Origin of the sequence: Sorangium sp. So ce296 (assembly GCF_051529605.1) — a bacterium.
In the GTDB taxonomy this organism is placed as follows: Bacteria; Myxococcota_A; Polyangia; order Polyangiales; family Polyangiaceae; genus Sorangium; species Sorangium cellulosum_D.
In genome coordinates, this window is sequence record NZ_CP150325.1 from 12,867,095 (window position 1) to 12,888,754 (window position 21,660).

The following is a 21,660-nucleotide window of genomic DNA, read 5'->3' on the forward strand; positions in this document are numbered from 1 at the left end:
GCCGCAGTCCGACGCATGTTGACCGCTTGCGCGCGTTGGGTCTTGCGCGCGCGCAGGCGCGCGTTGGGTCTTGCGCGCGCGCAGGCGCGCGTTGGGTCTTGCGCCCGTGTGCGCGCTCGCCAGCCGCAGCGCCGCAGCGGTTCGCCCGCGTTCGGCCCCCAGCCTCCCCGCCCGCCCTCTGTCTGCGCGGCGCGCCGCGCGCAAGCTGGGAAAGCGCGTAGCGCCGCCCGGAGGATCTGCCGGGGGCCGGCGAGGGACGCGCGGCGGCCCCCCCGCGCGCAGCAGCGCCGAGGGCGAGCGCCGAAAGCGTCCATGGTGTCTCAGGTGTCCTTTCTGGGGTAATCGACATCACTCCCCTGACACCACACATGATCTCGCGACGGGGAAGCTCAGGTCCCCGCGTGTCGACGCTCGTCGTCGCGACGGGCGTTGGCGCCATCCACATGAATCGATGTGCACAGGAGAATGGGAACATGAGCCATTTGACGAAGTTCGCATCGCTCGTCGCGCTCTCGACGGCGCTCTCCGCGGCCGGCGTGGCCGTGGCGGCCGAGGCGACGACGGACGACACGATGGTCCAAACCGACGAGGCGAAGCAGGCGGTTCAGGGCGACGAGATGGACTTCGCAGATCAGGAGTCGAGCGCGGCGCCGGCGCCGGGCGTGAGCCCGGAGGACGCGAGCGCAGCAGACCCCGGCTCGGCGGGCCCCGGCTCGACGACCTCCGGTGAGGAGAACGTCGGCGCGACCCCCGACGCGGCATCGCGCTTCTGGTGGGGCGGCGGCTGGGGCGGCTTCCGGCCCTGGGGCGGCGGCTGGTGGGGCGGCTTCCGGCCCTGGGGCGGCGGCTGGTGGGGCGGCGGCTGGCGGCCCTGGGGCGGCGGCTGGTGGGGCGGCGGCTGGCGGCCCTGGGGCGGCGGCTGGTGGGGCGGCTTCCGGCCCTGGGGCGGCGGCTGGTGGGGCGGCGGCTGCGGCGGCGGCTTCTGCGGTTGGTAGCGAGCGCTGGCGACCGCACGGCTCGGTGACGCCGACGCGCGGCCCTCGATGAGCGGCAGCAGCGCCGTGGCTCGGTCCTCGCCATGGCGCTTCACGCCTTCGGGGACGCCACGGTCGGCTCCAGAATGGTCAACGGCTCGGGTTCCCGTAACGCCGAGGCCCCCTCGCGCAGCCGCGCGGGGGAGCCTCGGCGTCAGGAGGCGTCCGGGGACCGGCGCGCTCGGCGGCGCGCCGGCCCGCGCAGATCAGGCGTCTGCCTCGGCGAGGCTCGGGATGCGGTTCACGAGGAATCGGGTCCTCATGTAGCACCACCACGTGAGCCCCATGCAGGTGAGATAGAAGACGAAGAAATACATGACCGCCGTCGTGGCCCCACCCGTCGCCTTGATCGAGGCGCCGAAGCTCCGCGGGATGAAGAAGCCGCCGAGCGCCCCGACCGCCGAGGTGAACCCGAGGACGGCGGCGCTCTGGCGGCGCGCCATGATCAGCGCCTCTTCGCGCGCCGCCTCGCCCCTGCCCTGCGCCGCGCGCAGGAAGTCGCGCCGGAAGAGGACGGGGACCATCCGGAAGGTCGAGCCGTTGCCGATGCCGGTCGAGACGAACATGATCATGAACATCGTGACGACCCCGGCGTAGCTCTTCTCGTTGAGGAAGTGGATGATCCCGAGCGACGCGAGGCCCATCACCACGAAGTTGCAGAACGTGATGCGCGCCCCGCCGATCTTGTCCGCGAGGTAGCCGCCCAGCGGGCGGGCCACCGAGCCGATGAGCGCGCCGAGGAACGTGAGCTCGAGCGTCACGGCGGGGAACTGCATCTTGAGCAGCAGCGGCAGGGCCGCCGAGTAGCCGATGAACGAGCCGAACGTCCCGACGTACAGCCACGCGATGATCCAGGTGTGCTTGTTCCTGGCGGCGGCCGCCTGGTCTTTCCAGTTCGACTTCGCCGACGCCAGGTTGTTCATGAAGAAGTAAGCGCCGCCCGCCGAGAGGAGGATGAACGGGATCCACATCAGCCCCGCGTTTTGCAGGTAAATCCCAGCGTCGGTGTGGTACCCGCCGATCGCCGTCGCGACCGCGCCGGGCCCGATGAGGAGCGGCACGAGGAGCTGCACGTTGCTGACGCCGATGTTGCCGCCGGCGGCGTTGAGCCCGAGCGCCAGCCCCTTCTTCTTGTCCGGATAGAAGAACGAGATGTTCGCCATGCTGGAGGCGAAGTTGCCCCCGCCGAGCCCCGCGGTCGCCGCCGCGAGCGCCATGAGCCAGAACGGCGTGTCCGGCCTGGTCACGAGCACCGAGAGCGAGATCGTGGGGATCAGCAGGAGGAGCGCGCTGACGATGGTCCAGTTGCGCCCGCCGAACCTCGGGACGGCGAACGTGTACGGGAACCGGATCAGCGCGCCGACGAGGCCCGGGATCGCGACGAGCAAGAAGAGCTGGTCCGTGGTGTAGTTGAAGCCGACCTTGGGGAGCCGGGTGGCCGTCACGCTCCAGAGCAGCCAGACGGAGAAGCCGATGTTCTCGGCGATGATCGACCAGATGAGGTTCCGACGAGCGATCCGCTTCCCTGTCTTCTCCCAGAATGTCTCATCGTCGGGATTCCACTCGGTAATCAACGTCGACATCTGTCCTCCTCACCGAGACCGGGGCGCGGCGGCCATCCACCATGGCGCACGAGGCGGCCACTCTCCGATCAATTCCTGCTCTGCATCGGCCACTGCGTCATACAGGCAGTGATCAAAAATCGGAGTTTCTCGTGTGTTTCCGAACGGTTTCGACGCACTTTTCCCGTGCGGCGCCGGTCTCGTGGACGGCCGACTTCGCGTCGAGGAGCGCGCGCGGCGTCTCGGTGTTATCGCGCTGAGGCGGTTTGCGTGGAGCCGCCCCGCGCCGGGGCGAGGCGCTCGGGCGGCGCCTCGAGCTGGCCGAGCTTCTCCGCTCGATCGGTCACCCAGAAGCGCTCCGCGTCCGCCGCGCTCCAGGCGGACTCGTCCAGCAGCGGGAGGAGCGCGTCGTACAGCGCGCGCGCGCTCTGGAAGCGGTGGCGCGGGTCCTTGGCGAGGCAGCGCAGGACGAGGCGATCGACCGCGCGCGGGACGACCGGGCCGCGGCGCACCGACGGCGCGAGCGGGGCCTTGGTCATGTGCGCGACGAACAGCTGCCCCGACGAAGAGCCCTCGAACGGCAGCTCCCCGGTGAGCAGGAAATAGAGCGTGCCGCCGAGCGCGTAGACGTCGCTGCGCGCGTCGGCGCGGTCGCCGCGGCACACTTCGGGCGCCATGTACGCGGGCGTCCCGCAGAGCATCCCGCTGTTCGTCAGCTCGGCGTCCCGGCCGCCCTCGACCATCCGCGCGACGCCGAAGTCGAGCAGCTTGAGGAAGTCGTGATCGTCGCCGACGCGGGTGACGAAGAGGTTCTGCGGCTTGATGTCCCGGTGGATGATCCCGGCCTCGTGCGCCTCGATGAGCGAGCGGCAGGCCTGCAGGGCGAAGCGCACGGCGCGCGCCACGGGCATGGGGCCGTAGTGGCGCACGATGGCGGCGAGATCGGCCCCGCGCAGGTGCTCCATCGCGATGTAGTAGATGCCGTCGTCGCTCGCGCCGAAGTCGAAGATCCGGATCGTGTGCGGGTCGCTGAGCTTGCTGGCCGCGTGCGCCTCCTGCTCGAAGCGCTTCAGCACCGCCGGGTCCGGCGCGTCGCGGGTCCGCAGGAGCTTGAGGGCGACGCCGCGCTGGAGCGTCTCGTCCCAGGCGAGCCAGACCTCGCTCATCCCCCCTTTGCCGATCGGCGCCTCGAGCCGATATCTGCCCAGCTTGCGCGCCTGATAGACCTGCTGCTGCGCGGCCCAGACCACGTGGCTCGACAGGGCCCCGATCACCCCCGAGGAGGGGACGAAGATGTAATGGCTCGCGGCCGTGAGCAGCGTCGTCGGGTCGAGCCACGCCGCGAGGATGTCCGGGGAGAAGACCGCGGCGACGCCCATGACGGTCGGGAACGCGAGGAACATCGGCGCGGAGGCGAGCAGCGCCTTGCCGAACGGCGCCGGCACGAGCGCGGTGCGCAGCAGCACGACGATGGAGAGGCCGTGCATGTACGCGCTCGTCAGGCCGCCGAAATCGAGCGCCATCAGCGAGATGAAGATCGCGGCGACGAGGAACGCCGCGTCGTACCCGAGCAGCACGACCCGCCCCGAGACCGTCGGGCGACCGGAGAGCCGATACACGGCGATGGCGATCGCCTGCTCGATCATGCGCATGACGATGAAGCGCCACATCGGCGCCGCGGGGTACAGCACGGTCGCCATGAACACGTCGACGAGCGTGAACGCGGGCCATATCCAGAGCGCGACCCGGAAAGCGCGGCGGACCGCGCGGCGGACGCTCTCTGTGTCGTGGGCGGTCAGCGTGCCGCGCCGCGCGCCGATGGCGCGGGTCTCGCGCTCCCTGAGCATGCGCGACGACGCCGAGCGCTCAGCGCGGAGAGCGTCTCTGAGCAGCGCGCGCTTCATGGCACACTCGAGGGTCGCCAGAGCCGCGCCGCACGTCAAGCGAGCGTTGCGGGCATCGGCGCGGCTGGTTTCCCCGGCCACGATGGCGGTCTGCGCCGCGCGCAGTCTCCCACCCAGGATGTCATACCAACAAGGCCGCTCGCCGCCGGACCTGCCGTGTTCGTGCGCTGCCGGCATACACGTCCCGAGATCCGAGGTGGCGAATGCCGGCCACGCCTCCGCGGCTCCGGCCCGGCGGACCCGGCGCGCGGCGCCCGGCGCCCGGCGCCCGGCGCCGCGGGCCCGGGGCCGCGGCGTCGCCCTGGTCAACCGGCCGGATCCGTGCTTGAAAGCTCGCCACCGTGCCGCTCTCGCCCGAAAGCTTTCGCCGGCTGTTCCAAGGCCGCCCCGTCGTCCTCGCGCCCATGGAGGACGTGACGGACGCCGTCTTCCGCCGCATCTGCCGCGAGCTCGGCGCCGAGCTATGCGTGACGGAGTTCGTCAACGTCGAGGGGCTCCTGCGCGGGTGCAAGACCGCGCGGCGCAAGCTCGCCCTGTCCGCCAGCGATCAGCCGACGGCGATCCAGATCTACGGCGCCAACCCGGAGCGCCTCGCCGAGGCCGCGCGGGTCGCCGAGCAGGCGGGGCCGGCGTTCCTCGACATCAACTGCGGCTGCTGGGTGCCGAAGATCGCCGGCCGCGGCGCGGGCGCGGGCTGGCTGCGCGATCCGGAGGCGATGGTGGCGATGGCCCGCCTCGTGGTGCGCACGGTCTCGCTCCCGGTCACCGTGAAGACGCGCATCGGCTGGGGGCCCGAGTCCCACATGCCGATCATCGACCTGGCGCGCCGCCTCGAGGACGCCGGCGTCGCCGCGCTCACGATCCACTGCCGCACGGCCCAGATGGGGCACAGCGGCGCGGCCGACTGGAGCTGGGCCGCCCGCGCGCGCGAGGTGGTGTCCATCCCCGTCGTGGTGAACGGCGACATCAAGACCGCCGACGACGCCGCCCGCGCCTTGCAGGAGACGGGGTGCGCCGGCGTGATGGTCGGCCGCGCCGCGATCGACCACCCCTGGGTCTTCCGCGAGGCCCGGGCGCTGCTCGACCACGGCGCGCGGCTCGCGCCGCCGACGGCCGAGGAGCGCCTCGCCCTGTGCCGCGCGCACCTCATCGCGAACACCGAGGCGCGCGGCGAGCCGCACGGCGTGCGCGTGACGCGGCGCCACCTGACCGGCTACCTCCGCGGCCTCCCCGGCGCGTCCGCCCTGCGGCGCGAGCTGCTCTTCTGCGACAGCCTGGCGGGGTGCCTCGACATCCTCGACAGCGCCGCGCAGCGGCTCGCGGCCTGAGCCCGCCTGGGCTCGGCCGGCCGCGCGCGCAACGCAGCGCAGCGCGCCCGAGCCGCGCTGGGGCCGCCTACATCCCCACGGGCGTCGCGTCGTCGACCGGGGCGGGCTCGCCGTTCTGCCGGTCGGCGCCCGGCGGCGCGCCCATGGGGTCGTGCGGCAGGCTCCCGCGGTGCGAGCGGAGCAGCACGTGGGGCGTCGCCAGGAGAAAGTTGGAGACGCGCGACGTGTAGATGTCCGCCGAGCGCTCGATCTGCCGGGCCAGGTGGCTCTTGTCGTTCCCCGTGCGGAGGAGCAGCCCCCACCGCGGGTTCATCGTCTCGGCCGACGCCTTCGCGAGCGGGGCGATCCGCGCGTCGAGCGCCGCGAGGCTGACCTTGAGCTCGTTCATCTTCGCCTGGACCTCGGCCTCCGTCGCCCCGACGACCGGCCCGTAGCCGGCGCGCATCCGCTGGAGCTCGAGGCGCAGCCTCGCGTAGAGGCGCTCCGCGCCCTCCTTCTCCCGCATCCAGAGATCGAGCCGCGCCTCGGCCCCCCGCGCCTCCTCGATCGCGACGATCTCCTCCTCGAGCTCCCGGATGATGAGCGCGGTGCGCCACCGGAGGACGCTCTTCGACACGTGCACGTCCCCATAGATGTGATCGCCGATATAGAGGATCTCGTCGCCGGACAGCCTGAGGTGGTGCTCGACGAGCCCCGCGTTGCCGCCGAGGTAGTGCCCGCCCTCGCGCAGCCGGCCGGCCGGGCGCAGGAGGCCGTCCTCCGTGACCACCTCGAACAGCGGGCTGCGGCTCGAGAAGAACTCCGGCTTCCGCGCGGACACGATGACCACGTCGAACAGGTCGCGCCACGTCATGCCGTCCGGCAGGAAGCGATCGAAGGCGTAGCTCATCATCGCGCGCGTGTAGACCCACTCGGAGTTCGTGATCAGGACGAGCTTCTTGCCCGCCTCCTTCTGGTCGAGCAGCGTGAGCGGGGTCTCCGGATCGAGCAGCACGAACCGGTCCGGATCCGCGATGATCTCGGCCTTGAGCTGCCCCTCCATGTGCGTCGCGTCGAGGCGATCCTTCACGCGGCGGTAGAGGTCGCTGTAGCCGAGCACCTCGGGCAGCCGGCGCTGATCGAGCAGATCGACGAGCTTCGCGTACATGCACCCTTCCGAGAGCGAGAAGAGCGTGTTCAGGAAGACGTAGCGCCCGTCCGCGAGGTCGACGATGGTCCGCGCGTACGTCGCGCGCTGGGTCTCGAAGTCGATCGGCTTCGTGCCGTGGTACGCCCGCTTCACGTACCCGAACCGATTCACCTTGAGCAGGTTGCCGAGCTCGGTGTCCAGGATGAGCCCCCGGATCACGAGGTCCGGCTCGAACGTCAGGTCTCCGACCGGCCAGCCCTCGCTCTCCAGGAGGTGCCGGAGGTGCTCATAGGCCCGACGCTCCCACGCCTCCACGCGGTAGTGGATCAGCGTGTAATCCATGTCGTACCCGATCGCCTTGATCGAACGGAGGTTCAGCGTCCGGTTGCAGAAGATCCCCCGCTGCTTGGGCGGCGGAGCGGAGAGGCAATCCAGCTTGTCCATGGTGAGATCGCCCGGAGAGCGGTCGTGAGGCATACCAGGGACCCGCGGCGTTGCCCACCCGGACCATCGCCGTCACCCGACCGTCAGGAGGGCGCGTCCGAGGCGTCGAGCCGTCGATGGCGCGTGGATGGCGCGATGTCGTTGCGGGCCGCGCTCGCGCGGGCTCAGCGGCGTCTGAGCCGGCTCTTGCCGCCGCCTTGGCGCCGGTCGGCGCTCGCGGCGGGGCGCGGCGAGCGCCCGGCCTGGGGCGCGCGCCTCGAGTCGCCGCGATCGTCCGCCTCCCATCCGTCGTCGTCGTCCTCGTCGTCCTCGTCGTCGAAGAGGTCGTCGTCGTCGTCCTCGTCGTCCTCGTCGCGCGCCTCGGCGCGGCGCACCTCGAGCCCGAGCATGGTGAGCGCCTGCTCGAGCGTCAGCGCCGTCTTCACCGCCTCGAGCTCGACCCCCATGGCCTGCAGCGTCATCGCGATCTCGGGGCTCAGCCCGGACAGGATCGTGGGCGTGCCCATGAGCCGCGCGGCCGACGCCAGGTTCGACAGCACGGCGCACAGGTGGCTATCCATGATCCACACGGCCGTGAGATCGATGACCAGCCCCTTCGCGCCGCTCTCGTGGATGGCCCGCAGCACCTCGGTGTTCAGCTGCTCCGCGAGGTCGTCGGTCACGTCCCCCTGGATGGGCACCAGGATCCGGTCCCAGAGGTTGATGATCGGAAGGCGCTTGAGCTCCATGGTCATCCTAAGGTTCGATGTCGGCGATCAAGACCGTTGAGTCGTCGTGCGAGCGCCGGTGTCGGCTCATGAGGACGCGGCAGGCCTCCGCGGCCTTCATCCCACGAAACAGCGAGAGGTCGAAGCGGGGCGAGATCCCGTCGGAGAAGAGGACGAGTCGGTCGCCCGGCGCGAGCTGCGCGTCGAAGATCCGGGCCTTGCCGAGCGACGCGCCGAGGATGCCCGGGCTCTGGAGCCACTGCACGCGCGTGCCGTGGGACATCAGCTCGACGTTCCCGACGCCGCAGCCCTGGAGCCGCCCCTCCCGGAAGCGGCAGACCATGCCGGCGGCGCCCCGGGTCCCGCGGAGCCGGACGTGGAGGCGGTCGATGAGGGCGCGGACGTCGTCGCCGCTCGGCGCGTCGGCGAGCGCCTTGAGCGCGACGTCCGCCGCGGCCGCCGCGTGCTCGCCGTGACCCAGCGCGTCGATGACCGCGAAGACGACCCCATCCTCGACGGCCCGCACGTAGGCGGCGTCGCCGCTGACGCGCTCTCCATCCTTGGGAAGAACGGCGTACTCCACGGCCAGCCTCACAGGTGGACCTCGATCTCCACCCGCGTCCCCTTCGGCCCCGAGTCGATCTGGAAGCGATCGGCCAGCCGCTTGACCCCGATGAGGCCGCGGCCCATGCCGGTCTTGCTCTTGTAGCGACCGGCGAGGATCTCCTGCAGGTTCTGGATGCCGGCGCCCTCGTCCACCGCGACGATGAGGAAGCGGACGGGGCTGTCGCGCTGCACGGCGATCTCGATCGTCCCGCCTGGAGTATAATGGACGATGTTCCGGGCGAGCTCGCTGACGATGGTCGCGACCTTGTGCGAGGTGAAGCTCTTTGCGCCGGCCGCGTCGCAAACGGCCTTCGCGCTCAGGCGCGCCTCGCTGATGTCCGCCTCCACGTTGATGGCCATGACCTTCGAGCGCCGCGAAGGCCGATCGCCGCCGATCGCCGAAATTTCCGACTTGAGCCGACCGAGCCGCGCCGGATCGACATAAAGGCGAGCGCGGCGCTCGATGCTCGGAATGATGTCCGGGAGGTCGTCGAGCGAGAACCTCTCGGGCTGGATCTCCGCCTCCCGCATGGCCCGGAGCAGGACTCCCTCTGCGTTCATCGCCGAGAGATAGCCGAGCAGGACGTTGAGAATCTGTTCGTGCGCGGGAGTCATCCGGGAAGAGCCTGGAAGGGCAGGTTACCGGGGCCCCGCGTCCGCGTCGAGTGCGCGGCGACGGCCTCGCCGGGTACGTCAGCCAACACACGAGAGCGCGGCCTCGGGCCGGCCGTCGCCGCAGGGCTCGCCCGGCGCATCGCGGACGGCGCGTTGCGTGAGGCCACGGCGGCGCCGGCCTGCGCCGGCGGCCCGCTCAGGCAACGCTCATGCCCGGATCACCGGGGCGCCGATGTCGCTCAGGCCGGGTAGTACGACGTCTGACCCTGGTTCAGCTCCTCGGTGATCTTGTTTTCCTCGAGAAGCTTCTTGATCGGCTCCTGGAGCTCGGCTGCAGGGGTGCCCATCGCCAGCGCAAGATCGTCGATGCCCTGACCCGGCTCGATTTCCACATGGGCGAGCAGCGCCTCGGCGATCTCATCCCCGGGGATCCCGGACGGCGCGTTCTCCGGGCTCGCCGGGCGGGTCTGCTCGGCGTCTTTCGCGCCCGCCCCGACGGCGGGCGCCGTCGGGGCGGAGGCGGCGCTCGCGCCGCGCGCCTTGGCCGCCTTGGCCGGGGCGGCCGCCGAACGCGCGGCGCCCGCGGTGGCCCGCGGCGTGGCCGCCTTCTTACGCGGCGCAGCGCGCTTCGGGGCGGGGGCGGGGGCCTTGCGCGACGGCGCGCTGCGGACCGGCGCGGCCGGGCGGCGCGGCGCCGGAGCGCGCTCGGCCTTGGGGGCCGGCTTCATGGGAGTCGCGACCGGCCCGGATATCCCTGCGGCCTTGATGTCGACTTCCAGGTACCGCGCTGCGTTCTGGAGAACGTCCTTACGGGCCAGCGCTCTCATGCCCTCCAGGAACGCGGCCACCAAAGCACGAATCTCATTCTCGATCTCGACATCGGATATCACGCAGCCGCCGTCTCACGAATCCCCCGGAATGTCAACGTCTTCCGCGCGGAGTGACGCGCAGAGACCGGAGAAACCCGGACGATCTCGCGTCGGCCGCCGCCCCCGTCCCGGCGCTCGATCGGTGGCTCGGGCGCCTGTCCAGTGTGAATTTGCCGCTCTACCAAATGAAATGCGGCAAGATCCGAAACTCATCGACAATCCATGTCGACCCTCCGCCGGCGCGGGCGCGGGCCAGGCCGGTGGGTAGAGGTCGACTCGCTGCTCACGGCGACCCCGGCGCGGCGGGGCGCGGGGGCGGTCGATCAAGCTGCCTTGACCGCACGGAGCGACGGGCGGCGCAGGGGGCGGAGCGGCGCCGCCGCGAAGGCCGCGCCGAGCGCGAGCCCGCGGAACGTCAGCCGCATCCGCAGGGCATCGAGGTAGCCCTCGCGGTGGAGGGCGGTGATCGCCCGGCGGACGTCCGTCCGGCGCACCGCGAGGGCCGTGGTCAATGTTTCGAGGGTCACCGTCTTGCCCTCGCTCTGGAGGGAGAGCAGCGTCCGGAGAAGATGCGGAACGAGGTCCTTGTCGGTCATGGCACCGACCCTAGTTCAGTAGCTGAACGGTCGTACAGTTTGTGGCGACGATTTCTTCGGGCCGCCGGCGGGAGCGCCCGAGGCGCGCCGAAGGTGGCCGTCGTCTGTGGTACGTCCCGCTGGTGCGCCCCGACGCCCTTTCCCCCCAAGCCGTGATCCTCGCCGGCGGGCTCGGCACCCGGATGCGCCCGCGGACGGAGCGCACGCCGAAGTTCCTCTTGCCGGTGGCCGGCAGGCCGTTCGGGGCGTGGCTCCTCGATCGGCTCGCCGCCGCGGGCTTCGGCGAGGTGGTCCTCTGCGTGGGTCACCTGGGCGAGGCCGTACGTGCGGCGATGGGCGAGCGGTTCTCGGGGCTGCCCCTCCGTTATGCCGACGACGGCCCCGAGCTCCTGGGCACGGCCGGCGCGCTGCGGCGCGCGCTGCCCCACCTGGCCCCTGTGTTCCTCATGACCTACGGCGACTCCTATCTCCCCTTCGATTATCTGGCCCCGCTCCGGGACCTCGACGCGCACCCGGGCGCGCTCGGCACGATGGCCGTGTACCGGAACGAGGGTCGGCTGGACGCCTCGAACACGGCCGTCTCGGGCGACCTCGTGGCGCGTTACGAGAAGCGCCGCGCGGGCGCCCCGCCCGACCCTGCCCTCGATCACATCGATTACGGCGCGACCGCGCTCCGCCGCCAGGTCGTCGAGGCGCTGCCGGCAGACACGCCGCTCGGCTTCGACGCGGTGCAGCGGGACCTCGCGGCGCGCGGCCGCCTGCGGGCGCTCCCGGTCGCGGCGCGCTTCTACGAGATCGGCTCCGAGCGGGGCCTCCGCGATCTCGAGGCCGCGCTCGGGGCCCCGGCCGCGGCGGAGGAGCGGGGATGATCGTCTCCCGCGCCCCGGTCCGCTTCTCCCTCGGCGGCGGCGGGACCGATCTGCCCGCCTACTCCGACCGCTTCGGCGGCTACCTCGTGTCGGCCGCCATCGACAAGTACATCTACGTCACGGCCAACAAGCGCTTCCACCGCGACATTCGCCTCGCCTACTCGAAGACCGAGATCGTCCCCTCGGTCGACCGGATCGAGCACCCCATTTTCCGGGAGGCGCTCCGGATGATGGGAATCGAGCACTCGATCGAGCTCACGAGCGTCGCGGATCTCCCCGCGAACTCGGGCCTCGGCTCGTCGAGCTCGTTCACGGTCGCGCTCCTCAACGCCCTGCACGCCTACAAGCGCGACTTCGTGTCGTCCGAGCAGCTCGCGCGGGAGGCGTGCGCCATCGAGATCGAGCGCCTCGGGGAGCCGATCGGCAAGCAGGATCAGTACATCGCCGCCTACGGCAACGTCACCGCGTTCACGTTCTCGCCGGACGGCTCGGTGCACGTCGAGCCCGTGCCGGTCCGCGACGAGGTGCTGGACGAGCTCGAGAGCAACCTGCTCATCGTGTGGAGCGGCATCGAGCGACCGGCCAGGGTCGTGCTCTCCGAGCAGGGGCGGCGGCTGCACGATCTCGAGCCCGCGGTGGTCGAGCGGATGCACCGCATCAAGGAGATCGGCCGCGACGTGCACCGGATCCTCGTCTCCGGCAGGCTCGACGATTACGGCGAGCTCCTGCACGCCCACTGGACCCAGAAGCGTAAGCTCGCCTCCAAGATGACGGACGAGGTCCTCGACGAGATCTACGAGGTCGCGCGGGGCGCCGGGGCGCTCGGCGGCAAGCTGATGGGGGCCGGCGGCGGCGGGTTCTTCATGTTCTACGTCCGCCCGGCGGAGAAGCGCCGAGTGCTGGAGGCGCTCGCCGCGAAGGGCCTGCGCGTGCTGCGCTTCCGCTTCGATCTCGACGGCGCGCGCATCGTCGCGAACCTGCACCGATCGTGAGCTTTCGCGCCGGCGCGCCGCTCGCTGGGCATCTCGCGGGGATTCTGGTTATAGATCGACCATGCCGCAGAGCACGCACGACTTCGTGGAAAAGTACCTTCGCGAGACGGCCGAGATCGCCCTCGCGACGAGCCCGGACGACATGGCGCGGGTCATCGAGATCCTCTTCGAGGCGTACCGGAACGATCGCACCATCTACACGTGCGGCAACGGCGGCTCGGCGGCCAACGCGAGCCACCTCGCCTGCGACATCGCCAAGTTCACGTGGGTCGAAGGCAAGCGCCGCTTCAAGTGCACCTCGCTCTGCGACAACGCGGCCCTCCTCAGCGCCCTGACCAACGACGTCGGCTTCAACCGGATCTTCCTCGAGCAGCTCGACGGCCGCATCGTCGCCGGCGACGTGCTCGTGTGCCTGAGCGTGCACGGCGGCTCGGGCGCCGATCGGGCCGGCCCGTGGTCGCAGAACCTGGTGGCCGCCGCGGACTTCGCGAGGAAGGCGGGGGCCAAGGTGGTCGCGCTCGTCGGCTACGACGGCGGCGCGCTGCGCCAGATGGCCGACGCCAGCGTGATCGTGCCGAGGACGCGCGCCGGCTACACGTCGACGCCGCACGTCGAGGGCTTCCACGAGGTCTACCACCACCTGATCTGCGAGCGGCTCCTGCAGCTCGTGGCCGAGAGCTGAGCGCCGCGTGGCGAGGCGCGGGATCGTCCTCGACCGCGACGGCACCCTCATCGACGTGGTGCGCGATCCCGAGCTCGGCGTGGTCGTGACGGCGTTCCACCCGGATCAGATCCGGCTCCTGCCGGGCGCGCTCGAGGGCCTGCGGCGGCTCGCGGACGCGGGGTTCTTGCTGGCGATCGCGACCAACCAGCCGGGGGCGGCGAAGGGCCAGGTCCCCTGGTGGGCGATCGAGCGCACGAACCGCGCGCTCGTCGACGGGCTGCGCGCGGCCGGCGTCGAGATCGCCGCGCTCGCGGCGTGCCCGCACCACCCCGAGGGCGGGCCCGGCGGCGATCCGGCGCTGATCGGCCCGTGCGACTGCAGGAAGCCGAAGCCGGGGATGCTCACGGGGCTCGCGCGCGATCTCGATCTCGACGTCGCCGCGAGCTGGATGATCGGCGACGCGCCGAGCGACGTGGCGGCCGCGCGCGCCGCGGGCATGCGGGCGGGCCTGCTCCTGGATCGACGCCGCTGCGAGCTGTGCCCGCTGCGGGGCGAGGCCGACCTCCCCTGCCCCGATCGCGCGGCGCCGCGGCTCGATCTCCTGGCCGCGGAGATCCTCGCCGAGCCGCGCGGCTAGCTCGGCGGCGGCTACCTGGGCGCGAGCGGGCCCACGAGCGCGGCGACGCGCTTCGACAGCGGCGGCTGGTTGTCGCTGCGCCGCGAGAGCGGGATGCCCTCGGGCGACAGGCGCAGGCACGGCTCCGCGACGAACATGGCGAACGAGACGTACTCGCGCAGCCACTGCGAGAGCATCGCCTCGGCCTGCTCGGCGCCGGCGATGAGCGTGGCGTTGTCGAGCAGCCTCGCCGGCTCGAACGTCCCGTCCGGCGCGGGCCCCGCCCCGCGGAAGAGGGCGTCGTAGATGCCGGCGCCCGCGACGAACGCGGCGAGCTGCCAGCGCACCTCGTCGCCCCGCTGGGCCCCGTCGACGGCGGAGAGGATCGACGCGATCGCCTCGTTGAAGAGCGCGATGCCGGCGGCGGCGCCCGTCGGCCCCGGCGCGCGCACCACGACCCGCCCGGACTGCGCCAGCTGGAAGAGCGCCCGCGTGGTCTCGAACTCCCCCTGCCCGAGCGCGCGCGCCACCTCCGCCACCGATCGCTGCCCGTCGACGGCGTCGTACACCGCGCGGAGCTCCTCCGGCGGCGGGCCGCGATCCGGCACGCGCGCGGGCACGTGCTGATCCGACGGGATCCGCTCCCGGAAATAGCGCAGCTCGTCCATGCGGCGCACCGCCTCGAGGAGCAGCGCGTGCACCGGGAGGTCGTGGCGCGTCGGGATCTGCTCCTCCTCGAAGCCCGCGAGGAAGTAGAACATCCCCTCGCCCGCGAGGAGCATCCGGTAGGCGATCTCCTCCGCCTGCGCGCTGAGCAGCTGGTAGAGCCGCTCGCGCGGCACGAAGCCGAGCTTCACCGCGGTCTCGCCGAAGCGCACGTCCGGCGCCGCGGCGGCGAGCGTCGCCTCGACCTGCGGCCGCGAGAGCGCGCCGTAGCGGTAGAGCACCTCGCCGATGCGCTCGCCCGGGGCGCTCGAGCGCGCGGCGATGGCGTGGCCCGGCTCGAAGAACAGCGACCGGCTCTCCGCGCCGTCGATCACGGCGAGCTCGCCGGACCACCCCGCCTGTCCGATGAGCGAGACGACGTCGCAGAGCGCGCCCGGCCCCACGATCTGCCCGGCGAGCCGGAGCGGCGGGGCCGCCGGCGCGTCGGCCGGCGCCTCCTTCCCCACGTGGCGCATCACGACGAGGTGGCCGGGCGCGGGCAGCAGCTGGAACACCCCCTGCCGCGCGCGCAGGCGCTTGCTGGCGTCCAGGTCGACGGGGTGCGCCGTGCCAGTCGCGTCGATGCGCACGAGCGAGCGGTGCTCTTCGGTCATCGCCGCGATCTCTAACCCAGCGCGGAGAGGGCGGCCACGGCCGGCCGGCGGCCACGGCCGGCCTCGCGCGCGCCGCGCCCGCGCCGCCGCCCGGGCGACCGCGCGCGGCGTGCTACCGTCCCGCCGTGACGCCCCCCCCGGATCACGACGGCGGCGCGCCCGGCGATCGGAGCGCCCGCGATAACACCCCCGCCACCGCGGACGAGCTCGAGGCGCGCCTCGCGGCGGCCCGCTACATCGCCGATCCGGCGACCTCGCTCGCGCTGTGGCTCGCCCTCCGGATGGAGCGGCCGCTCCTGCTCGAAGGGCCGGCCGGCGTCGGCAAGACCGAGCTCGCCCGCGCCGCGGCCGAGGCGCTCGGTCGCGGGCTCATCCGGCTCCAGTGCTACGAGGGCCTCGACGAGGCGAAGGCGCTGTACGAGTGGGACTACGCGAAGCAGATGCTCTACACGCAGCTCCTGCGCGACGCGGTCGCGAAGGAGATCGCCGGCGCCGCGAGCCTCGCCGCCGCCGCGCGCGCGATCGCGGGGAGCGAGGCGTCGTTCTTCAGCGAGCATTTCTTGATCGCGCGCCCGCTCCTCGCGGCGCTGCGCAGCGCCGCTCCTGTCGTCCTCCTCATCGACGAGGTCGATCGCGCCGACCCGGAGTTCGAGGCGTTCCTGCTGGAGGTGCTCGCCGACATGCAGGTCACGATCCCCGAGCTCGGCACGATCCGCGCCGCGCACCCGCCGCTCGTCCTGCTCACCACGAACGCGACGCGCGAGATGACCGAAGCGCTGCGCCGCCGTTGCCTGCACGCGTTCCTGGACTACCCGCCGCCGTCGCGCGAGATCGCCATCCTGAGGGTCGCCCTCCCGGGGATCGAGCCCCGCCTCGCCGCGCAGATCGTCGCGTTCGTCGCCGGCCTGAGGGCCATGGATCTGCGGAAATCCCCCGCCATCAGCGAGACGATCGACTGGGCGCGCGCGCTGCTCCTGCTCGGCAAGCGCGCTATCACCGCCGAGCTCGCCCGCGACACGCTCGGCGTCCTGCTCAAGCACCAGAGCGACCGCGCCGACGCCGAGGCGAAGCTCGGCGCCCTGGCGCGGGCCGCCGAGAGCGCGGGCGCGGTCGAGCCGCCTACCTGAGCTCGGCCACCTTCTCGCCGAACAGCTTCTCGAGCCGCCCCAGCATCGCGTCGTTCGGCTCGACGCGGAGATCGCGCCCCAGCGCCAGCACCGCCTCCGCCCCGTCGTCGAGCTGGATCACGAGCTGCACCGGGCACACCCCCGGGCTCGCCCGCAGGAGCGCGCCGAGCCGATCGATGTGCTCGCGCCTGGCGCTGCGCGACTTCAGCGTGATCGCCACGCTCCGCGTCTGCGCGAGGATCGCGTCGGAGAGCGGCTGCACCTCGTCGAGCAGGAGGGTCGGCTCGCGCGGCGCGGACTCGGCCTCCTCGGCGCCCTCGTCCACCATGGGGAAGCTGACCTTGCCCGAGATCAAGACCGGCTCTCCCCGGTTCAGGAGCTCGCCGTAGGCCTCGATCTGCTTCTCGCGCACCTTGACCTCGACCCGGCCGGACGTGTCCTCGAGCACGAAGAACGCGATCTTGCCGCCGCCGCCCTTGAAGATGCGCTCGCGGTAGCCCTCGACCATCCCGCCGACGCGCACCCTGGCCCAGGCGTCCAGGCCGGCCAGCGCGCTCACCGCGGTCACGTCGAAGCGGTTCAGATCCACGCCGTACCGATCGAGCGGGTGCCCCGAGACGTAGAACCCGAGCGACTGCTTCTCCCGCGAGAGCGTCTCCCGCAGATCCCAGTCCTCGACCATCGGGAAGTCGTCGAGCCGCACCTCGTTCTTGGACGCGACGGCCGCGAACAGGCCGATCTGCGCGCTGTTCCGCTCCTTGCTCGCGGAGCGCGAGCGATCGAGCGCCCTGTCGATGGCCGCGAACGCCCGCGACCGCGAGATGCCCCGCGCCCGGAGGCTCGCGTCGAAGGCGCCGCACTGCACGAGCGCCTCGAACACCCCCTTGTTGACCCGCCGCGGATCGACGCGCTCGGCGAAGTCGAAGAGATCCCCGAACGCGCCCCCCGCCTCCCGCGCCTCGAGGACCGCCTCGAGCGCCGACTCGCCGACGCCGCGGATCGCCCCCATGCCGAAGCGGATCTTCGGGTCGTACGGATCCCTCGCCCGCGAGCCGCCGCGCCGGGTGCCGGTCACGCGCTTGCCGTTCGTCACCGGCGTCGCGCTGTAGACGACGGTGAAGTCCGTCTTGGACTCGTTGATCTCGGGCGGCAGGATCTCGACCCCCCACGCGCGCCCCTCCGCGATGATCCGCACGACCTTCTCGATCTTGTCGCGGTCGGCCGTCATCAGGGCGCACAGGAACTCGACCGGGTAGTGCGCCTTGAGGTAGGCCGTCTGGTAGGTGAGCAGCGCGTACGCGGCCGAGTGGCTCTTGTTGAAGCCGTAGCCCGCGAAGTACTCGAGGAGCCCGAAGATGCGCTCGGCGTCCTCCGCCTTCACCCCGTTCTTGAGCGCGCCGTCGACGAACGTCGCCTTCTGCTTCGCCATCTCCTCGGGCTTCTTCTTGCCCATGGCGCGCCGGAGCAGGTCGGCGCCGCCGAGCGTGTAGCCCGCGAGCCGCTGCGCGATCTGCATGACCTGCTCCTGGTAGACGATGACGCCGTACGTCGGCTGGAGGAGCTCGTCGACGAGGGGGTGCATCTTCTCGATCGGCTTGCGGCCGTGCTTGCAGTCGACGAAGTCCTTCACCATGCCGGTGCCGAGCGGCCCGGGCCGGTAGAGCGCCACGGCGGCGACGATGTCCTCGAAGGCGTCGGGCTTCAGGTCCTTGAAGAGCTGCTGCATGCCGCTCGACTCGAGCTGGAACACCCCGGTGGTCTCGCCCGACTGGAGGAGCGCGTAGGTGGCGGGGTCGTCGATCGGCACCGTGTTCACGTCGAACCGCGCGCCCTCCTTGCCCGCGCGGTCCGGGCGCGCGTTCACGAGCCGCACCGCGATGTCGATGACGGTGAGCGTCTTCAGCCCGAGGAAGTCGAACTTCACGAGCCCAGCCAGCTCGACGTCGTCCTTGTAGTACTGCGTGACGACCTGCTCGCCGTTCTTGAAGCACGGGACGTGATCCCAGAGCGGCCCCTCGCTGATCACGACGCCGGCGGCGTGCATGCCGGCGTGCCGCGTCAGCCCCTCGAGCTTCTGCGCCTGCTTCAGGAGCTCCGCGACCGTGGGGTCGCTCTCCTTGAGCGCCTTGAGCTTCGGCTCGATGTCGAGCGCCTCGGGGATCGTGTACGTGATCCCCGGCCCCTTCTGCGGGATGAGGCTCGCGATCTTCTGCGCCTCGTTGGCGGGGAACGCCATCGCCCGCGCGACGTCCTTGATGACGCTCCGCGCCTTGAGCTCATGGAACGTCGCGATCTGCCCGACGGAGGGTTTGTCGGCCTCCTTGCTGTACTTCTTGGTGACGTATGAGATGACCTCGTCGCGTCGGTCCATGCAGAAGTCGACGTCGAAGTCGGGCATGCTGATGCGCTCCGGGTTCAGGAAGCGCTCGAACAGCAGGTTGTACGGGAGCGGATCGAGATCGGTGATCTCCATCGCGTAGGCCACGAGCGAACCGGCGCCCGAGCCGCGGCCCGGCCCGACCGGGATGCCGTGGTCCTTCGCGTACTTGATGAAGTCCCAGACGATGAGGAAGTAGCCCGGGAAGTCCATCTGGACGATCACGTTCAGCTCGACGTCGAGGCGCGCCCGGTAGACCGCCTCGTCCACCTTCCGGCCCGTCCGGGCGATCTGGGCGAGGCGCTTCGTGAGCCCCTCGTGCGCCACGTGCCGGAAGTAGCTCCCCGGGTCGTCGAACCCGCTCGGCAGCGGGAACCGCGGGAGCATCGGCTTGCCGAGCTTGAGCTTGAGCCCCGCGCACCGCTCGGCGATCTCGAGCGTCGAGCGGACCGCCTGCGGGTGGTCGCGGAAGAGGTGCGCCATCTCGTCGGCGGGCTTGAGGAACATCTCGAAGCTGCCGTGGTGCGCCTCGCTGGCCTCGGCGAACGTGCGGTTCGCCGCGATGCACGACAGGTAGAGCTGCCCCTCGCCGTCCTCGCGCGCGCCGAAGTGCGCGTCGTTCGTCGCGACGAGCGGCAACCCCAGATCGCCCGCCGCGCGCGCGAGGATGCCGTTGAGCACCGACTGCTCGACGAGACCGTGGTCCTGGAGCTCGACGTAGAGGCTCCCCGGCTCGAAGCAGTCCCGGAGCCGGCTGAGCGCCTCGCGCCCCTCGCCCTCGCCCTGCTCCAGGATGCGCTGGGCGACCACGCCGCCCATGCAGCCGGTCAGGCCGATGAGCCCCGCGCTGTGCTGCGCCACCATGTCGAGCCGCACGCTCGGCGCGAGCCCGCTCGCGGGCTCGACGTGCCCCAGCGAGACGATGCGGACGAGGTTCTTGTAGCCCTCCTCGGACGTCGCGAGCAGCACCAGGTGATCGACGGGCGTCTCGTCCACGCCCGAGCGCGACACCTGCCCCGCGGACGCGCCCCAGCTGCGCGCCACGTTCACCTCGCAGCCGATGATCGCGCCGATGCCCTGGTCCTTGCAGGCCTTGTAGTGCTGAATCGCCCCGAACATGTTCCCATGGTCCGTCAGGGCGACCGCGCGCATACCGAGCGACTTGGCGCGCGCGGCGAGGTCCTTGACGCGCAGCGCGCCGTCGAGGAGCGAGTACTGCGAATGCACGTGGAGGTGGATGAACTCAGCGGTCACAGCGGGCTTCCAGGTGGCTTCTCATCGTCGTGCGAATCGGGAAAGACCGGTAATCAGGGAGAACGAAATCGGAAGGCGTTTGGACAACCGACCGTCACGTGCCTGCGAGCTCACATATAGCGCATTGCGCAGCGGGGATCGTCCTTGATGAGGCGCGCGAGCCGGCGCTAGCATGTGCGCCCGTTTGAGAGCACTTGCCTGATTTGGGGTGGGGTTTCCAGAAAGTGAGGTCGATGATGCGCCATTCCCGTATCGCCGTCGCGGTTTATTTGGCGACGGCGCTCCTGTCCGTCGCCGGCTGTGGTTCCGAAGAGGCCGCGCCGCCGCCCGCTGAACAAGACGTCGACCTCGGCCAGCCGCCCGGGCCGGGGCCGGAGCAGGCCGGCGACGGCGCGGGGGTCGCGTTCGCGATCGACCGCCTCTTCCTCGGCGACACGGATCGCAACGGGGACAAGGTGCCCGGCAGCTGGAAGCAGTTCGGCTTCAACATCGACGGCAAGGTGTCCAGCACCATCTCGGAGGACCTGTGCAAGCCGGTCGACGGCGCCGCCCCTTCGGACGTCTATCCGGACGGCGCCGGCGGCATCGACAACTCCTTCGGAAACAAGCTCGTCAGCCTCATTGCGACTCTCCTGCCCGAGCCGTCGACCAAGGTCAGCGACGCCATCGCCAACGGCGATTTCACGGTGATCCTGAAGGTCGACGGGCTCGGCGCGCAGTCGTCCTACAACCCGCTCACCGCGAAGCTCTATGGCGGCGCCACCCTGGGCACGGCGCCCGTCTGGAACGGCAGCGACAAGTGGCCCGTCGTCCCGGAGCTGCTCGAGGACGCTCAGGACATCGAGAGCGCCAAGGTCGTGTTCCCGGCCAGCTACGTCGTCGACAACACGTGGGTTTCTGGCCCGGAGTCGCAGGTCACCTTCAAGCTGAACCTGACGATCTCGGGGACCACCATCGGCCTCACGATCCGCAACGTGAGGATCGCGATGGACATCGAGCCCGATCGCAAATCGGTCGTCAACGGCACCATCGCGGGCGTGCTCGAGACGGCCGTCCTCGTCGAGGAGCTGCGCAGCGTCATCGGCGCCATCCAGCCGACCTTCTGCGAGGGCGCGGGGCTGGATACGACCCTCGACCAGGTCCGTCGCGCCTCGGACATCCTGAAGGACGGCAGCCAGGACCCGGGCCAGGAGTGCAACGCCATCTCCATCGGCATCGGGTTCACGGCGCGACAGGTGCAGCTGGGCGAGATCGCGCCCCCTGCCGAGACGAGCGGCGTGCCGTGCGGGGAAGCGCCCCCGGACGAGGGCTGAGCGCCGCGCGACTCCCATCCAGCAGCGGCGATCCCGGCGGAGCCCTCGTCGAGAGCTCCGCGGGCACCTCCCGGGTGCCCCCTCGCCAGAGCTCCCCACAGCCTGCGACCTGCTCAGCCCGCCCGCGCTCTGCGCGAAGATCGTGCTCTCCGTTGAGCCGTCGCGCGCCCCGCGAGCGTCTCAGGAATCGACCCCGCCCGTCCAGGGTACGCGCTCCAGCGAGGGAGGCCTTGGCGGCGTGCTCTCTCGGTCCGCCCGCTCGTGGGGGTCCGTGAGGCGCCCTCTTCCTGGTTTCGTTTGTCCGAACTTTTCGCTAGAAGGCGGCATCGCTGCGA

General features: G+C 71.4%; 18 protein-coding genes. 8 read left to right on the plus strand and 10 right to left on the minus strand.

The genetic code is table 11. The annotated features are described in order from the left end of the window. Nucleotides 1-473: 473 nt before the first annotated feature. A complete protein-coding gene (locus WME98_RS47410; protein WP_437948179.1) occupies nt 474-995 on the plus strand; it encodes a hypothetical protein in 522 nt (173 codons plus the stop codon). 245 nt (nt 996-1,240) lie between these two features. Here WME98_RS47410 and WME98_RS47415 read toward each other — a convergent pair whose 3' ends face one another. Both WME98_RS47415 and WME98_RS47420 read right to left on the minus strand, forming a co-directional pair. Beyond that, nucleotides 1,241-2,617 carry an MFS transporter gene (locus WME98_RS47415; protein WP_437948180.1) on the minus strand — a complete coding sequence of 459 codons (1,377 nt, stop codon included), beginning with the start codon at nt 2,615-2,617 and terminating at the stop codon, nt 1,241-1,243. Nucleotides 2,618-2,844: 227 nt separating this feature from the next. Continuing rightward, nucleotides 2,845-4,443: a serine/threonine-protein kinase gene (locus WME98_RS47420; RefSeq protein ID WP_437339043.1), complete on the minus strand. Its 1,599-nt coding sequence runs from the start codon at nt 4,441-4,443 to the stop codon at nt 2,845-2,847. Nucleotides 4,444-4,841: 398 nt separating this feature from the next. On the opposite strand from WME98_RS47420, the gene dusB reads away from it, so the two are divergent. Next, a complete protein-coding gene (dusB, locus tag WME98_RS47425) occupies nt 4,842-5,828 on the plus strand; it encodes a tRNA dihydrouridine synthase DusB (RefSeq protein ID WP_437948181.1) in 987 nt (328 codons plus the stop codon). Nucleotides 5,829-5,895: 67 nt separating this feature from the next. On the opposite strand, the gene WME98_RS47430 is transcribed toward dusB, so the two are convergent. From WME98_RS47430 to WME98_RS47455, 6 genes are all read right to left on the minus strand, one after another. Beyond that, a complete protein-coding gene (locus WME98_RS47430) occupies nt 5,896-7,401 on the minus strand; it encodes an HAD-IG family 5'-nucleotidase (protein ID WP_437563852.1) in 1,506 nt (501 codons plus the stop codon). Between the two features lie 164 nt (nt 7,402-7,565). Further along, on the minus strand, nt 7,566-8,129 hold the full coding sequence (locus WME98_RS47435) for an STAS domain-containing protein (protein WP_437948182.1): 564 nt from the start codon (nt 8,127-8,129) through the stop codon (nt 7,566-7,568). Between the two features lie 7 nt (nt 8,130-8,136). Continuing rightward, the gene (locus tag WME98_RS47440; protein ID WP_437948183.1) at nt 8,137-8,703 is read right to left on the minus strand and encodes a SpoIIE family protein phosphatase; all 567 of its coding nucleotides are present in this window, start codon (nt 8,701-8,703) and stop codon (nt 8,137-8,139) included. Beyond that, entirely contained in the window at nt 8,700-9,329 is a 630-nt protein-coding gene (locus WME98_RS47445) for an ATP-binding protein (protein WP_020736437.1), read from the minus strand. Before WME98_RS47445 ends, WME98_RS47440 begins: the two co-directional genes overlap by 4 nt. 239 nt (nt 9,330-9,568) lie before the next feature. Next, nucleotides 9,569-10,219: a hypothetical protein gene (locus WME98_RS47450; protein WP_437948184.1), complete on the minus strand. Its 651-nt coding sequence runs from the start codon at nt 10,217-10,219 to the stop codon at nt 9,569-9,571. 302 nt (nt 10,220-10,521) lie between these two features. Beyond that, nucleotides 10,522-10,794: a hypothetical protein gene (locus tag WME98_RS47455; RefSeq protein ID WP_437339050.1), complete on the minus strand. Its 273-nt coding sequence runs from the start codon at nt 10,792-10,794 to the stop codon at nt 10,522-10,524. A gap of 122 nt (nt 10,795-10,916) precedes the next feature. On the opposite strand from WME98_RS47455, the gene WME98_RS47460 reads away from it, so the two are divergent. The 4 genes from WME98_RS47460 to WME98_RS47475 all read left to right on the plus strand — a co-directional run bounded on the left by WME98_RS47460 (nt 10,917) and on the right by WME98_RS47475 (nt 13,956). After that, nucleotides 10,917-11,663, plus strand: coding sequence for a nucleotidyltransferase family protein (locus tag WME98_RS47460; protein WP_437948185.1), 747 nt, complete (start codon nt 10,917-10,919; stop codon nt 11,661-11,663). After that, nucleotides 11,660-12,655 (plus strand): GHMP family kinase ATP-binding protein, encoded by a 996-nt coding sequence (locus tag WME98_RS47465; RefSeq protein ID WP_437948186.1) that lies wholly within the window; start codon nt 11,660-11,662, stop codon nt 12,653-12,655. The genes WME98_RS47460 and WME98_RS47465 overlap by 4 nt, the downstream gene beginning before the upstream one ends. A 61-nt stretch (nt 12,656-12,716) precedes the next feature. Beyond that, entirely contained in the window at nt 12,717-13,337 is a 621-nt protein-coding gene (locus WME98_RS47470; protein ID WP_061621903.1) for a D-sedoheptulose-7-phosphate isomerase, read from the plus strand. 7 nt (nt 13,338-13,344) lie between these two features. After that, complete coding sequence (locus WME98_RS47475; RefSeq protein WP_020736442.1) at nt 13,345-13,956, plus strand: D-glycero-alpha-D-manno-heptose-1,7-bisphosphate 7-phosphatase; 612 nt, start codon at nt 13,345-13,347, stop codon at nt 13,954-13,956. Between the two features lie 11 nt (nt 13,957-13,967). Here the strand turns inward: WME98_RS47475 and WME98_RS47480 are convergent, their stop codons facing one another. After that, nucleotides 13,968-15,254: a DUF4388 domain-containing protein gene (locus tag WME98_RS47480; protein ID WP_437948187.1), complete on the minus strand. Its 1,287-nt coding sequence runs from the start codon at nt 15,252-15,254 to the stop codon at nt 13,968-13,970. 125 nt (nt 15,255-15,379) lie between these two features. Here WME98_RS47480 and WME98_RS47485 point away from each other — a divergent pair, with 125 nt between their 5' ends. After that, nucleotides 15,380-16,381 (plus strand): AAA family ATPase, encoded by a 1,002-nt coding sequence (locus WME98_RS47485; RefSeq protein ID WP_437948188.1) that lies wholly within the window; start codon nt 15,380-15,382, stop codon nt 16,379-16,381. Here WME98_RS47485 and dnaE read toward each other — a convergent pair. Further along, nucleotides 16,374-20,012, minus strand: coding sequence for a DNA polymerase III subunit alpha (dnaE, locus tag WME98_RS47490; RefSeq protein WP_437948189.1), 3,639 nt, complete (start codon nt 20,010-20,012; stop codon nt 16,374-16,376). The genes WME98_RS47485 and dnaE overlap by 8 nt on opposite strands. 233 nt (nt 20,013-20,245) lie before the next feature. On the opposite strand from dnaE, the gene WME98_RS47495 reads away from it, so the two are divergent. After that, nucleotides 20,246-21,325, plus strand: a complete 1,080-nt coding sequence (locus tag WME98_RS47495) for a hypothetical protein (protein WP_437948190.1) — start codon at nt 20,246-20,248, stop codon at nt 21,323-21,325. The last annotated feature ends 335 nt before the right edge of the window (nt 21,326-21,660 follow it).